The organism is Paenibacillus sp. plas6, assembly GCF_057221655.1.
This window is the reverse complement of the sequence record NZ_CM170151.1, coordinates 3511997-3526067: the sequence shown is the minus strand read 5'-3', so window position 1 is coordinate 3526067 and position 14071 is coordinate 3511997. Positions and strand designations below refer to the sequence as shown.

The following is a 14071-nucleotide window of genomic DNA, read 5'->3' as shown; positions in this document are numbered from 1 at the left end:
TCGCTAGCATCTAAACATCCAATATTCTTTAAGCTTCATTTTGCTGCAATTACTTACTAGAATCTTTATGTGTTTTACAATTTTTATTTGGGCAGCTTTTATATAAGCCAATAAAGTCAAGACGATGGTCAAGCACTTTAAAGCCATATACCGCTTCAACACGTTGTTCTAGCTCATACAACCAATCATCTTTAATTTCCTCAAGTGCGCCGCACTCATGACAAATTAAATGATGGTGCATATGTTCATGATCTTGACCGCGTAAATCAAAGCGGGCAACACCATCCCCAAAATTCATTTTTGCAACGACTTGTAGCTCCGCTAACAGCTCCAATGTACGATAAACGGTAGCTAGACCGATCTCAGGAAATTTTTCCTTAACAAGCATATATACATCTTCCGCACTAAGATGATCTTCTTCATTTTCTAATAAAACACGAACTATAATTTCACGCTGCGTTGTAAGCTTATATCCACTTTCCATCAAGCTGTGCTTTATTTTCTCAATCTCAGCTTGTATATTCATCCGTTCGCCTCCTCAGCCCTACAAGGCAAGCTAATCTAAAGCTATCTAAAATTAGAATGATTCTAAACTAATGGTATGCTATTTTTCGCAATAAAGCAACAATAAAAAAAGGATGTCAGAAAATATTTGAATCTAATAACTCAAATCTTCTGCAATCCTTTATTATATGATTTCATTACTAAATTATAAGTCCGCCAGTACTTGATACCAAAGACCGCGCTTTGAGTATAGTTGCTCACGTACAGCATCCCAGCCGCCAAGGTATGAAATGTCAAATAACCCCTCTGGAATTGTAAACTGTTGCTTGCTTTCCTCGGCAACAATTTCGTTTACTGGACGGAAGCCGTACTTTACAAAAACTCGTTGAGCTTCCTCGGATAACAAATAGTTATAAAAAGCTTCTGCAACTTTACGATTTCCGTGCTGCTCAATATGCTTATCAACGAGTGCAATCGGATTTTCAATTAATATTGTGTTTTGGGGAATAATCACTTCGTAGTTAACCCCTTTGGCAATTCGGGCAAGCAATTCATTTTCATAGGTTACAATTACATCGCCGACTCCATACTCAAATGCAGCCATCGATGCCCGACCGCTTTTATCTAACGATTCGACATTTGCATGGATTTTTTTCAAATAGCTCTTTGCATATTCTGGATCTGGCGTACCTAGCTCTAGCTCAGCTTGTTTTAAACCTGCACCATACATCGCATTAATATCCCATTGAGCTCCGCCAGAAGTTTTTGGATTAGGATATAGCACCCGTACCCCAGTCTTCGTTAAATCATCCCAGTCTTGAATTTTTAACGGATTCCCTTCTCGCGTACCAAGCACGACAATCGAGCGAGTCACCATGCCGCTAGTTTCATTATCTTTCCAGTTATGAGTAATAAAGCCTGCCTCTTCAATCAGATCAATATCACCCTCCATTGCCAAAATTGCAATGTCTGCTTCAAAACCACCGATAATAGCTCGCGCTTGCGTTCCAGATGCCTCATATGACTCCTCAACATGAAGCTCTTGCCCAGTTTCTGCTCTCCACTTCTCTTTAAAAAGTGGTAGGAGCTCCTGGATGGCATCCTTAGCAACAGAATAAGCACCAATGACTAATGTAGCTTCACCATGCTCACGCTGTGAGGAATTTGGCGCAGCAGCGTTACTGCTACAACCAGCAAGTAACCCTACAATAAGCAACCCTAGTATTAATCTATAATAAATAGTAAGACCTTTTCCCTTAAACAAGTAGTCCACACACCTTCTCGTCTATGCTTTTTTTATTAAAAGATAGACGGATCATTAAATATAGATTGGCAACGGATCGACCTTTAATGGATTTTCCATAATCCAGCTTTTCTCATCATTAAAGAGATAAGCACGATGCACAAGTATTTTTACTTGTTCACCTGGATGCAGCACCTCTTTTTCTAATGAACGATAAGTAACTAACTTCTGTCCATTAGCCTCCAGCTCTATCATCCATTCACTGCCGCGGAAATGCAAATGTTTAACTGTTGCATCCATCGTAGCGGAGGCAATAACAATTTCTCCTTGTTTGCCTACCTCAATATACTCAGGACGAATTAACGCTTTAATCCCCTCATCTTTCGCCACTTCTTCAAAGCCTCTAAATGATTGGATATTTTCAACTAATGATGATTCACCGATAAAGCTAGCGACAAACGGCGTTTGCGGATTTTTATAAATATCCCATGGCGTTCCTTTTTGTTCTAGCTTCCCTTTACTAATAATCATAATTTCATCTGCAACTTCAATTGCCTCTTCCTGATCATGAGTGACGAAAATCGAAGTGATGCCAAGCTCATTAATCATATCTCTAAGCCAAGTACGAAGTTCCGTGCGTATTTTGGCATCAATCGCTGCAAACGGCTCATCAAGCAGCAGCAGTTGCGGCTCAGGAGCAAGTGCTCTAGCAAATGCAACACGCTGGCGTTGTCCGCCTGATAGCTGATGTGGATAACGATGCTCAAATCCCTTTAAGCCCGTAAGCTCCACTAAATACTGAACACGCTCTTTAATTACGGCTTTCGGTTGCTTTTTTACCTTTAAACCAAATGCAATATTGTCAAATACGGTCATATGCTTAAATAACGCATAGTTCTGAAACACAAAGCCAATTCCGCGCTCCTGCGGAGGAAGATCATTTACCCGCTTGCCATGGAAATAAATATCGCCTGAAGTTGGTGTTTCCAGCCCAGCAAGCATCCGCAAAATAGATGTTTTCCCGCCACCACTTGGACCTAGAAAGCCGATTAGCTTCCCTTTTTCGATTTCAAAGCTAACATCCTTAACAGCATGGAAGTTGCCAAACTCTTTATTTAAGTTTTTAACCTCAATATGCATCGTTTAATGCACTTCCTTTCTTTTCTTCGTCCACTCCATGAGGAGAAGCAACATAATGGAAAATGCCGCTAACACAAGTGCAATTCCATTAGCCGAAACGACATTAAAGTTTTCCACATCCTGATAAACTAGCGTTGTTGCAGTTTGCGTTTTGTTAATAATATTTCCAGAAACAACAAGCACAGCTCCAAATTCACCAAGTGAGCGCGCCACCGTCAATACAACCCCGTACATAACTGCAAAACGAATATTCGGCCATGTTACCTTCCAAAAGGTATACCATGAATAAGCACCAAGCGTTGTTGCAGCCTGCTCTTGCTGATCCCCTATTTCCTTTAGCACTGGCATAACTTCACGAACCATAATGGGAAAAGTAACGAATAATGTAGCAAGCACCATCCCAGGCAAGGCATAAACGATCGATACTCCCAAATTGTTAAACATCGTGCCAAGCACCGTATTTGGACCTAATAATAAAACGATCATTAAACCGCCGATAACTGGTGAAACAGCAAACGGTAAATCAACAATGCTATTACATAATCGCTTTACAACCGGAGGCAGCCATCCTCCTCGTACAAGATATAGCGAAAGCATTACTCCAAATATCGTATTAATAAGCGTCACAATAACAACTATTAAACCTGTCATTTTTAATGCATGCAGTGATTGTGTACGCAAAATAGCATCCTTAAATCCTGTAAAGCCATCAGCCCAGGCACCTGTAAAAATTTTATATAAAGGTAAAATTAACAAAAGTGCTACAACAACGTACGTTAATGTAATCCAAAGCCTTCTAATCATGACTGACCTCCACGACCTAGCTTATGAATAAACCATAGAATTAGGAAAGAAATGGTAAGTAACAAAACTGATACAGCAGTTGCTCCATGTGGATTATTGCTCTCAATTTCGCCAAAAATATAAACTGACGCAACCAACGTTTTTTCAGGAATGTTTCCAGCAATTAAAACAACTGCTCCAAACTCAGCAATTGCACGCGAAAAAGCAAGCATCGCTCCACTTAAAATACCTGGCAGCATCGTCGGCAGTATCACTTGAAAAAACGTACGAAGTTTAGATGAGCCTAATGTATACGCTGCTTCCTCTTCTGATGGATCAAGCTCCTCAAGCAATGGTTGTAACCCGCGAATAACAAATGGAAAGGTTACAAATACCATAGCAATGACAATCGCTGGCTCATGAAAAACAAGATCTAGTCCGAACCATTCATAAAATAAGCTGCTAGGCCCAACCAGCAATAGCAAAATAAAACCTGCTACAGCAGTTGGCAATGCAAAAGGCAAATCGATTACGCTATTAATTAAACTTTTTCCAGCAAATTGATAACGGGCTAATACCCAACCAATCATCGTGCCAATGACGATATTGATTAAAGTAGCAATAGCTGCAAGCTTTACTGTAAGCAATACTGCCTTCCACGCTAATGGATCAGACAAGTTGTCGATAAAACTAAATAACCCCTGGGAAAAAGATTGGGTGTAAATGCCAACAATAGGTACAATAATTAGACCGATAAAATAAATAAATACGATAGAACGAAAACTGTAGCTCCATCCTTTTCCACGAAAAAGTGAGTTCAACTTACTCTGCCTCCATAAATTAATAATTAATCCCACTTGAATACTAGGTATTTACAATGTATCATTACGGCCTTACTCTAGTCAATTAGTTTTTCGCAGATTTTCAATAATTCCCTATAAATACACATTTCTTGTAAGTGAAATTAAAAAAGCTGTTCAGCTAGTCAGGCTTAAACCGACAAGCTAAACAGCTTTTTACTTAATATATACACTTCCAAACGGCAATACTTCGCGTAACAGCCGTTTAATCCAACCGTCCTCTGAAAGTTTCATTTCTAGTTGACGATCATGGGAGCCTGTATCGATTAGCACAGGACCAGTGCCGCGCAGCTCCCACTGCACCTTCATACTTTGACTTGCTAACGAATTTCCATATACGGATAAAGCTATAGATGCATCATCAGGATAGGCAACCAAAGCATCTTTATCAACAAACAGCGGAATTTCTGGATCAAGCTGTATTGATGCCAGATTACCGCTAGTAATAATACCTAGTTTACCAGGACCAGAAAATTTAATTCGAAGCAATTCCTTCGTTATTAAAGCCGTCTTTAGCTTTAAAATTTTGCTAGTATAGCTCATTTCATCTGTATAAAACAAAACATGGCGAAAATCAAAAAGCAAATTGCTGTCTGCTGCTATCTCTACTGTTTCGATGGAAAAGCCTGCAGGTATTCCTAATATAAATGAGCAAGGGCCCTGCATACGTGAACGAATCCATTTCTTTTTGCGATAAACGCCGCCAAGGCCTAATAATTTATCTTCCCGCAGTGAAGGTGAACCTTGATAAGCAATAATCCCCTTGGAATGAAGAACATGTAAAACTTCTTCTGCTTCAAGCCTTATACTTACATGTCCAATCGGTGGCGGTGTAATAATATTCATGGCAAGTATACACCCCGACTATTTTTTTGCTTGCGCCATACGCAGAACCGCCAAATTCGAACAGATAATGTATATAGTAAACATAATCCAATGAGTACACCTATAATCGTTGCTAGTTTATAATAAAAACTTTTACGCTCCTGCTCAATTTTCTCAATTTTTATCAGAAGATTTTGATTTTCAGCAATTAGTTGGTCTGTTTGCTCACGATATTGCTCATTTTGCTTGCGAAAATACTCGTTACTTTGCTGCAATTGTTCTTGCTTACGTAACAGTTCATCGGCTTGATTGCGAGCATCTTCCAATTGCTCTCGTTGCTCTGCAAGTTCCTCTTTCATTTTTTTTGTAGCTGCATCGTACTCCTGCTGAATTTCCTCAAACTGTTCAGGAATATTGTATATCTCTTTTGCTCGATCAAAAAAGCTTGCTTGTGCAGTCGACGTAGTTAATGCTGTAAAAATTAAAATGATAGCAGAGATCGCAGTATACTTTAGAATAGCCTTCATTATAATCACCTGCTTCAACTTAGTTGTCATTTATGGGCTACTATCACCTATTCTAACATAAATATGTCATATACTGTCGAATTTTGATGAAATGATATTATTCTTTCTTATTAAAAAGGCTACTTAGTTCGTCAATTCGTACTGACGTTTTAACTAAGTAGCCTCAGCTTCATAATTGAGCAGGAAACAACGATCCTTATTTCCTTACTCATTTTCAATATAATATCGATCTTCTCCAACTGTAATCTTGCCTTTACCTTGTGTAACGTCTGTTAACCATGCTATAAATTGCTCTGCCTGATCAGCTTCTGGCAAACAGCAAACTGTAACTTTATCGGTAAACTCAATATTGCCTAATCTTGTTCCGCGCAGGTGCAATTCATTTTCCAGCTTACCGTACCACGTATAATCGACTTCAATAAAGACTTCTCGATGCAGAACATATACAATTTCCTCTGCCGCTTCTATCCCTGCTACAGCGCCATCCGTATAAGCTCGAACAAGTCCGCCTGCTCCAAGCATAATTCCGCCAAAATAGCGTGTAACGACGACTGCAACATTTTTCAGCCCTTTATTTTTAATTGCTTCTAATATCGGCTTACCTGCTGTGCCGCTCGGTTCACCATCATCGGACGCTTTTTGAAACTGATCACGCTCTCCTACAATATAGGCAGAGCAGTTATGCGTTGCTTGGCGGTGAAGACGTTTGATTTCTTCGATAAAAGCGATCGCTTCTTCTTCTGTCTCAACAGGCCGAGCGTAACCAATAAAACGAGACTTTTTGATGACTATTTCCTTACATCCATCTTTACGCACTGTTCGATATCTCTGCAGCACATAAACCCCTCCCCGCTCAAAAATCAAACAATCCTGCACAACGCTTACGCGCAGCGTGCAGGATTGTACAGGCTTTATCTTCTTAGGCAGTTACAGCCGCAACGTTGACTGCCTTTTATAGCTTTAGCGCTTAGCTTATTTTAGACGTGCTTCAAGCTCAGCTTTTTGTTTCTCGTAGCCTGGTTTACCAAGCAAAGCAAACATATTTGTTTTATAAGCTTCAACACCTGGTTGGTCAAATGGATTTACACCCAATAGATAGCCGCTCATTGCACAAGCTTTCTCGAAGAAGTAAACCATGTAACCGAATGTGTATGGAGACATATCTTTTAGGTTGACAATAAGATTTGGAACTTGTCCATCAGTATGAGCTAGCAATGTACCTTGGAACGCTTTTTTGTTAACGAAATCCATTGTTTTGCCAGCTAGGAAGTTCAATCCGTCAAGATCATCTTCATCAGCTTCGATTGTAATATGCTCTGGAACTTCATCCACTTGGATAACTGTTTCAAAAATATTGCGGTTACCTTCTTGGATGAATTGACCCATAGAGTGAAGATCAGTAGAGAAATCTACAGAAGCAGGATAAATACCTTTATAATCTTTACCTTCAGATTCACCGAACAGTTGTTTCCACCATTCAGATACAAAGTGAAGGTTTGGCTCATAGTTTACTAGAATTTCTGTTACTTTCCCTTTGCGGTACAAGCTATTACGCACAGCAGCATATTGATAAGCTTCATTTTCCGCCAGATTTGGATTGCTGTAAACTGCAGAAGCATCTGCTGCACCTTTCATCATTGCATCAATATCAATACCTGCAACAGCAATTGGCAACAAACCTACAGCTGTAAGTACAGAGTAGCGGCCGCCAACATCATCAGGAATTACGAAAGATTCGTAACCTTCAGCAGTTGCTAGAGATTTAAGAGCACCTCTTGCTTTATCTGTAGTTGCATAAATACGTTTACGTGCTTCTTCTTTACCATATTTTTTCTCAAGTTCAGCGCGGAAAATACGGAAAGCAATTGCCGGCTCAGTTGTCGTACCTGATTTAGAAATAACATTAATAGACCAGTCACGACCTTCAAGCAATTGAAGTAAGTGCTTAACATATGTAGAGCTAATATTGTTACCTGCAAAAAAGACTTGCGGAGTTTTGCGTTGTTCTTTGCTTTGTAAATTATAGAATGAATTGGATAGCATCTCAATTGCAGCTCTAGCCCCAAGATAAGAACCACCAATACCAATTACAACCAAAACATCAGAATCGTTTTGAATTTTATTAGCTGCTTGCTTAATACGTGCAAATTCTTCTTTATCATATTCAGTTGGCAAATTAATCCAACCGCGATAATCAGCACCTGCTCCTGTTCCATTGTGAAGCTGCTCATGTGCAATACGAACTTGCTCTGCAAAATAATCGATTTCATGTTGACCTACAAAGCCAAGTGCTTTGCTGTAGTCAAACTGTACAGTTTTTACCATAATTTTCAAGACCTCCAACATTTCAGAAAGAAATTATCGCTTCATTGAAAATAAGCTTTTAATTAAGAATAGCTAATTTACCTAATAAACACAAGTATAATAGGTATAATAAGTCTTTAGGTCATCTACAAATTAGTTTTATATGAGCGCGCAACGCATCGTCATCAAAGCCAAGAGCTATGTGTAGTATGGTGAGATCATTAAATACACCACTACCCCGGACAAACTTACATACAACCAAATCGGCATTGTCCAGCGAGAAACTTTACGGTGTTTCGCTACTTGATTAGTTAACCCTCTAATTGCTGAGAAAAGAGCAAAAGGAACAACCACAGCAGCTAATACGATGTGGGTAATAAGCACAAAGAAATAAATATAACGTAAAACCCCTTCACCACCGTAGGAAGTAGATTCTGTTAAGTAGTGGTAGGTGACATAGGAAACAAGAAATAATGTTGTTGTCGTAAAAGCCAGTCCAATAAACGTCTTATGCATTTTAATGTTTTTCTTTTTTATAGCTACTAAAGCTACAACTAAGGCAATAAAGGTGATGCTATTGAATATCGCATTTAACATCGGCAATATTGTCACATCAAAACCTATTTCTCCATCATACGCTGGCAGGAAAAACAAAATCGTTACTAGAGCGACGATAATAAATGTCAGCGTCATTACGAGCGGTGTATAGTTTCTTTCTTTCATTTAATATGTACCTCCTTATAGAATAAGAAATAGCTGCGGATATCCCACTATCTCATACTTTATCGTATATTAAATCTCATTACCAACCGAATCATGACACTTTTGCAACAGAAAAACGAAGTTTTTGTAAAAGTCGCTACTACTTGTGATTACTTATTGAACAATGGAAATCGTCTGCAATCACGTAGTTGTTAGAATAACATTTATTTGGCAATTATATACATCATTAACCTTTAAGCGTGCATTACTCGCAAGCACATCGACATATAAAAAGGCAGCTTTCTTCCATTTGAGTGAAAAAAAGCTGCCCTTCAACTTCAATATTACTTATGTTGTTTTAGGTTGCAAAATGAACTTATTTCCCAGGTAATCAAAAATGAGTTGCCTTTTACATACAAAATGAATAGGAGTTGATTATACTGCTCTATTGGTTTCGTTTGAGTCAATAACAATTAGCTCCTCTAGAGCAAAATATCCATTATAATTTTCTACATATACCGCTGCTCTATGACCAAAAAGCAACATTGCCTCAGTTCTTGTTGTGAGTACTTGCTCATTATCCTTGCATTTAACCCGTGTTCCAATCGGGTATTTTTTATTCCATTCTTCTATTCGTTTAGCGGCTACCTCTATTTTTTGCTGAAATACTGTCTTTTCACGTAAGCCTACTTCTTTGGATTGCGAAGTCTCTCGCCAATTTCTTGCTTGAGCTGAGAGTTCTTTAAGTGAGACATTCCTATTCTCTGTTTTAGCAGAATTGCGAAACTCTTCCTGAATTTTAGCAATCATTCTCGTTAACACTTTACCTGGTCCAAGCTCGATAAATTCCATTTCGCCTTGTTTTAACAAATAATAGATGCTATCCCTCCATTTTACTGATGAGCTCAATTGCTCGGCTAAAATAGGCAGGAAATCATCAGGCTCATAAGGACGAGCTGTCACATTTGCAATTACAGGTATTTTCAGACTAGAGTATGTGAAGCTACGCAAGTACTGCTCATACTCCTCCTTTGCTTGCTGCATATAACGAGAATGAAAAGCAGCGCTCACATTGAGCGGAATATAATCGGCTCCTTCACGTTCAAAATAATCCCTTGCTCGATCTATATCATTTTTATTGCCTGAAATAACAATTTGCTTCGCTGTATTCAAGTTTGCAATATCGATCGCATCTAGCCCATTGTTTTGCAGCACTTTCTCGATTTGCTCTACATTCAATCCTACTACTGCAGCCATTGCCCCACCGGAAGCTTTGCTCATTAACTCGCCACGTTTTTTCACAAGTCTTAATCCTGTTTCAAAGTCAAAACCGCCTGCGGCAAGCAATGCGTTATATTCGCCTAAGCTATGACCTGCAACATAATCTGGAGGAGGACTGCCGTCTCTTTGCTGCTTCATATAGGTTAATGCATTTACAACATATAACGCAGGCTGGGTATATTGAGTCAAGCGAAGCTTACCTTCAGGATCGTCTAGACAAAGGGTTTGAATCGAATACCCTAGTATTTCGTCTGCTTTCCTCGTTATTTCAGGAAATTGCTCAAATAATCCTTCTCCCATGCCTCTCACTTGCGAGCCTTGTCCAGGAAATACATAAGTTCTCATATTAACCCTCCTCTCCTTAGTCCACTAAAGCCGGAATAATATAATCTCGCATAAGCTCCCAGCGATCGATAATCATCTTATCTACCTTCGACACAACAGCAACGACAAGCTCTTTTTGAGGAATACAATAGAGATACGTTCCTCCAATGCCAACTGCTAAATTAGTAACCAGATCTCCATCCTGCCGCAGCCACCATAGATAACCATAGTCTTCAAGATGTTGGAACAGCGATTCATCGATCCATTGCTCTGGGATAATTTGCTTATCCTCCCATTTGCCTCGATTTACATATAACATGCCAAAGCGAGCAAGCTCTCTCGGAGTTAACGTTAACCCCCAGCCGCCAATATTGTAATCTTGCGGATCTTTAATCCAGCCAGTTACTCCTTTTCCTAAAACATCATCCTTAGAGAAAGATTTCATCGTTTGATCAGGAAATTCTTGAATGCCTAGCGGACGAAATAAATGCTCATTGGCAAATTCACGCGTAGACATTCCTGTGCTTCTTGTTAAAATGACAGACAGTAAATGCGGTCCGAATAAGCTGAAATGAAAATCTCCAAGCTTTCCTTTTTTTCCGATCATTTCTAAAATAAACATCGTCCAGTTTTTCTGCCTTCTAATGCGATCTAGAGGATCTCTTCCTTTCCAAGGATATGGGGCAGTCATCGTTAATAGATGTTTAATCGTTAATGTGCGCTTTAACAGATCACTGGCTTTTGCTGCTGCCTCTGGAAAATAATCAATTACTTTTTGATCCACGCCAGCAATATAGCCTTTATCAATAGCGATTCCAATTAAAGCAGACATAATGGCGTGCGTCACTGAAGTTAAATCTTGACGATCGTTTGGACCATAGCCCTGAAAATATTTCTCATAAGCAATAGATCCCTTTCTAGCAACAACAACGCCATGAATAAACCCTAGCTGGAAGTTCAATGCATTATCCAGCTCTTTTAACATATTAGAAGAAAGCCCGACCTTTTCTGCTTCTACATTCTCCCACTCTAATACCGTGCTCATCCTACATTCCCCCTTAATTATGAAGCTCCAAATATTGACCAGTGATCGAATTCGGATTGTACTTTAAATCTTGCGGTGTTCCTTCAGCGATAATTCGACCGCCTCGTTCTCCTCCTTCAGGTCCTAGCTCAATAATCCAGTCACAAATCTCCAGCACCTCGTGATTATGCTCAATCACAATAACTGAATTTCCGTTTTCAACGAGTTCACTCAACAATTTAATTAATTGTGCGGTGTCATGTAAACTTAAACCAGTTGTCGGTTCATCCAAGATATAGAGGATATTTCCCTTTCTTTGCTTGCCAATTTCTTTTGCAAGTTTAAGTCTCTGTGTCTCTCCTCCACTCATCGTCGAGGTCGGCTGACCTAACGTAATATATCCCATGCCAATTCGTTCCATAACTTCAAGTGTCGAGACGATCGCTTTATGCTCTGCAAAAAATGTAACTGCTTCGGAAATAGGCATATCAAGAACATCTGCAATGGTCTTCCCTTTATAGCGAACCATTAGCGCTTCCTCATTGTATCGTTTACCTTTACACAAACCGCATGTCGTATAAATTTTCATGCTAGTGTTTGGGAAAATTGCAACGCGACCGCTGCCGCCGCATTCTGAACAAGCTCCCTCAGAGTTAAAGGAAAAATGCCCTGCTGTTAAATTCAATTCCTTTGCTTCCTCTTGATCGGCAAATATTTTGCGAACCTTATCCCAAATTTTTGTGAATGTAATTGGTGTAGAGTTAATATTTCTGCCAATTGGCGCCTGCGACACTTCTGCAAACCCCGACAAATACTCTACTCCTTCTAAGCTCTCCGCCTTTGTCTCAATAAGTGTAAAATCATCCTCAAGCTCATTGCTGCCATCTTCGATATTGACAAACCGACGATTAGATTGTTCGCGGAAATAATTGCGCAGCATTGGCACAAGGGTGTCAGAAATAAGCGAGCTTTTGCCACAGCCAGAAACACCTGCGATCCCGACAATTGCACCTAATGGGAACGATGCCGTTACATTTTTCAAATTATTCGTTTGCGCATTGCGAATCGTTAAGCGCGGCGTAGAAAAATGCTGAATATCTTGCTTCAATGAGCGTGTTGGCATCTTAATTCTTTCTGACAAATATTGACCTGTGAGCGAATTTTCACATTGGAGCAAGCCTTCGTAGCTTCCTTCATAAACCACCTGTCCGCCTTCAACTCCCGCTTTAGGTCCAATGTCAATAATATGCTCTGCCAGCTTAATCGTACTCTTGTCATGCTCTACCACAATAACGGTGTTGCCAAGTTCTTTCAGGGCAACAATAGCGTTTAATATTTCTGCCTTTTCCGATTCATGCAATCCTACTGTCGGCTCATCAAGCACATAGATGAGCGATTCCATTTTTGACTCCAAATGAGAATTCAAAAACAATCGTTGAATTTCCCCGCCGCTTAAAGTGGACATTTCTCTATAGAGCGATAAATGACCTAGTCTTGCGGAAAGTAACGATTTTGTTTTACGTAAAATATCTTCTACTAAATTTTTTCCCGCTTCGGTGAAAGTTTCTGTCTTTAATGCAGAGCTTACGAACTGCTCAAGCTCTTCGAGCGTCATTTTGCCAACTTCTCCAATATGTTTACCGTGAATAAATACACGACGTGCCTCTTCACCAATGCGAAATCCTTCGCATTCAGGACAAGCTACTAAAGAATAATAGTCGTTAACATATTCACCCTTCTTATGGCGAATCTGTAATATGCGAGACAAGCAAAAGCTTTGATTAGCGCTGTTGCTATTCGTATAGTGACCATTAATCACTTCTTCTTTTATTTCCTCAGGTAATTGCGAGTATGGCATATCCATATACGATTTCAAATTGCGTTCAATTACTCTGCCAATCCCTGGAGTTACGCCAACAGACTGAAAAATTTCGCGTACCGTCGTTTGCTCATTGGGCACTAACTTTTCCATATGGACATGATAGTACGCACCGCGACCAGAGCATTTCATGCACATTCCATTCGCATGATTATAGGAAAAATAGCTAAGCTCAAGTTTTTCCTCTTCATTGCCGCAGCTGTTGCAAGTAAGACCTTCTTCAATTAACTCTCCGCAATCCGAGCATTGTATACGGCCTTCGCTAGAATAAAGCAGCGAAAGCAAGCCTAATAAATGAGTTCTTGATCCAACCGTTGAGCGAGGGTTGCTTTGGCGGATAATGCTTTGTTTCACAGCAACAGTTGGACCAATTCCAGCAATACTATCAAACTTCCGCTCGTCTTCCAAGCCTGCGTACATGCCAATTGACTGAAGATATTGCTTGCGCCCTTCCTCAAAAATAATATCGAACATAAGACTGGACTTGCCCGATCCGCTGACACCAGTTGCTACAATAAGCTTATTTTTTGGGATGGTAATATCAATATTTTTAAGATTGTGAATTCGTGCTCCAGTAATTGAAATGCTCTTCATCGACGTTCACTCCTAAATGTAAATTTCTTACTATTTCTGTATAACTTATACTAAAATAGGAATCAACTAGATTTTAAAAGT

12 protein-coding genes and 1 pseudogene are annotated in these 14071 nt (G+C 39.6%); all 13 read right to left on the bottom strand.

Going from position 1 to position 14071, the window contains the following annotated elements:
- Window positions 1-49 precede the first annotated feature (49 nt).
- Window positions 50-526: a ferric iron uptake transcriptional regulator gene (fur, locus tag AC2TDL_RS15495; protein ID WP_484696972.1), complete on the bottom strand. Its 477-nt coding sequence runs from the start codon at window positions 524-526 to the stop codon at window positions 50-52.
- A gap of 183 nt (window positions 527-709) precedes the next feature.
- Window positions 710-1768, bottom strand: a complete 1059-nt coding sequence (locus tag AC2TDL_RS15490) for a sulfate ABC transporter substrate-binding protein (protein WP_484696971.1) — start codon at window positions 1766-1768, stop codon at window positions 710-712.
- A 54-nt stretch (window positions 1769-1822) separates the two neighbouring features.
- Window positions 1823-2887 carry a sulfate/molybdate ABC transporter ATP-binding protein gene (locus tag AC2TDL_RS15485; protein WP_484696970.1) on the bottom strand — a complete coding sequence of 355 codons (1065 nt, stop codon included), beginning with the start codon at window positions 2885-2887 and terminating at the stop codon, window positions 1823-1825.
- 3 nt (window positions 2888-2890) lie between these two features.
- Window positions 2891-3688, bottom strand: a complete 798-nt coding sequence (locus AC2TDL_RS15480) for a sulfate ABC transporter permease subunit (protein WP_484701216.1) — start codon at window positions 3686-3688, stop codon at window positions 2891-2893.
- Window positions 3688-4491 carry a molybdate ABC transporter permease subunit gene (gene modB, locus AC2TDL_RS15475; protein WP_484696969.1) on the bottom strand — a complete coding sequence of 268 codons (804 nt, stop codon included), beginning with the start codon at window positions 4489-4491 and terminating at the stop codon, window positions 3688-3690. The genes AC2TDL_RS15480 and modB overlap by 1 nt, the downstream gene beginning before the upstream one ends.
- A 195-nt stretch (window positions 4492-4686) precedes the next feature.
- On the bottom strand, window positions 4687-5376 hold the full coding sequence (locus AC2TDL_RS15470; RefSeq protein WP_484696968.1) for an AIM24 family protein: 690 nt from the start codon (window positions 5374-5376) through the stop codon (window positions 4687-4689).
- The gene (locus AC2TDL_RS15465) at window positions 5373-5882 is read right to left on the bottom strand and encodes an SH3 domain-containing protein (protein WP_484696967.1); all 510 of its coding nucleotides are present in this window, start codon (window positions 5880-5882) and stop codon (window positions 5373-5375) included. Before AC2TDL_RS15465 ends, AC2TDL_RS15470 begins: the two co-directional genes overlap by 4 nt.
- 204 nt (window positions 5883-6086) lie before the next feature.
- The gene (locus tag AC2TDL_RS15460; RefSeq protein ID WP_484696966.1) at window positions 6087-6719 is read right to left on the bottom strand and encodes a YigZ family protein; all 633 of its coding nucleotides are present in this window, start codon (window positions 6717-6719) and stop codon (window positions 6087-6089) included.
- Between the two features lie 135 nt (window positions 6720-6854).
- Window positions 6855-8207, bottom strand: a complete 1353-nt coding sequence (locus AC2TDL_RS15455; protein WP_484696965.1) for a glucose-6-phosphate isomerase — start codon at window positions 8205-8207, stop codon at window positions 6855-6857.
- Between the two features lie 177 nt (window positions 8208-8384).
- The gene (locus AC2TDL_RS15450; protein WP_484696964.1) at window positions 8385-8909 is read right to left on the bottom strand and encodes a DUF420 domain-containing protein; all 525 of its coding nucleotides are present in this window, start codon (window positions 8907-8909) and stop codon (window positions 8385-8387) included.
- A gap of 765 nt (window positions 8910-9674) precedes the next feature.
- Window positions 9675-10514, bottom strand: a pseudogene (gene fabD / locus AC2TDL_RS15445) (ACP S-malonyltransferase); the annotation flags it as partial.
- A 16-nt stretch (window positions 10515-10530) separates the two neighbouring features.
- Entirely contained in the window at window positions 10531-11538 is a 1008-nt protein-coding gene (locus AC2TDL_RS15440; RefSeq protein WP_484696963.1) for a serine hydrolase domain-containing protein, read from the bottom strand.
- 13 nt (window positions 11539-11551) lie between these two features.
- Window positions 11552-13990: an excinuclease ABC subunit UvrA gene (locus tag AC2TDL_RS15435; protein WP_484696962.1), complete on the bottom strand. Its 2439-nt coding sequence runs from the start codon at window positions 13988-13990 to the stop codon at window positions 11552-11554.
- Between the last annotated feature and the right edge of the window lie 81 nt (window positions 13991-14071).

Excerpts from the sequence above, each read along its gene's own strand:
- AC2TDL_RS15485 (WP_484696970.1), bottom strand. The coding sequence starts at position 2,887 with ATGCATATTGAGGTTAAAAACTTAAATAAAGAGTTTGGCAACTTCCAT.
- fur (WP_484696972.1), bottom strand. The coding sequence starts at position 526 with ATGAATATACAAGCTGAGATTGAGAAAATAAAGCACAGCTTGATGGAA.
- AC2TDL_RS15440 (WP_484696963.1), bottom strand. The coding sequence starts at position 11,538 with ATGAGCACGGTATTAGAGTGGGAGAATGTAGAAGCAGAAAAGGTCGGG.
- AC2TDL_RS15450 (WP_484696964.1), bottom strand. The coding sequence starts at position 8,909 with ATGAAAGAAAGAAACTATACACCGCTCGTAATGACGCTGACATTTATT.
- AC2TDL_RS15470 (WP_484696968.1), bottom strand. The coding sequence starts at position 5,376 with ATGAATATTATTACACCGCCACCGATTGGACATGTAAGTATAAGGCTT.
- AC2TDL_RS15455 (WP_484696965.1), bottom strand. The coding sequence starts at position 8,207 with ATGGTAAAAACTGTACAGTTTGACTACAGCAAAGCACTTGGCTTTGTA.
- AC2TDL_RS15465 (WP_484696967.1), bottom strand. The coding sequence starts at position 5,882 with ATGAAGGCTATTCTAAAGTATACTGCGATCTCTGCTATCATTTTAATT.
- AC2TDL_RS15435 (WP_484696962.1), bottom strand. The coding sequence starts at position 13,990 with ATGAAGAGCATTTCAATTACTGGAGCACGAATTCACAATCTTAAAAAT.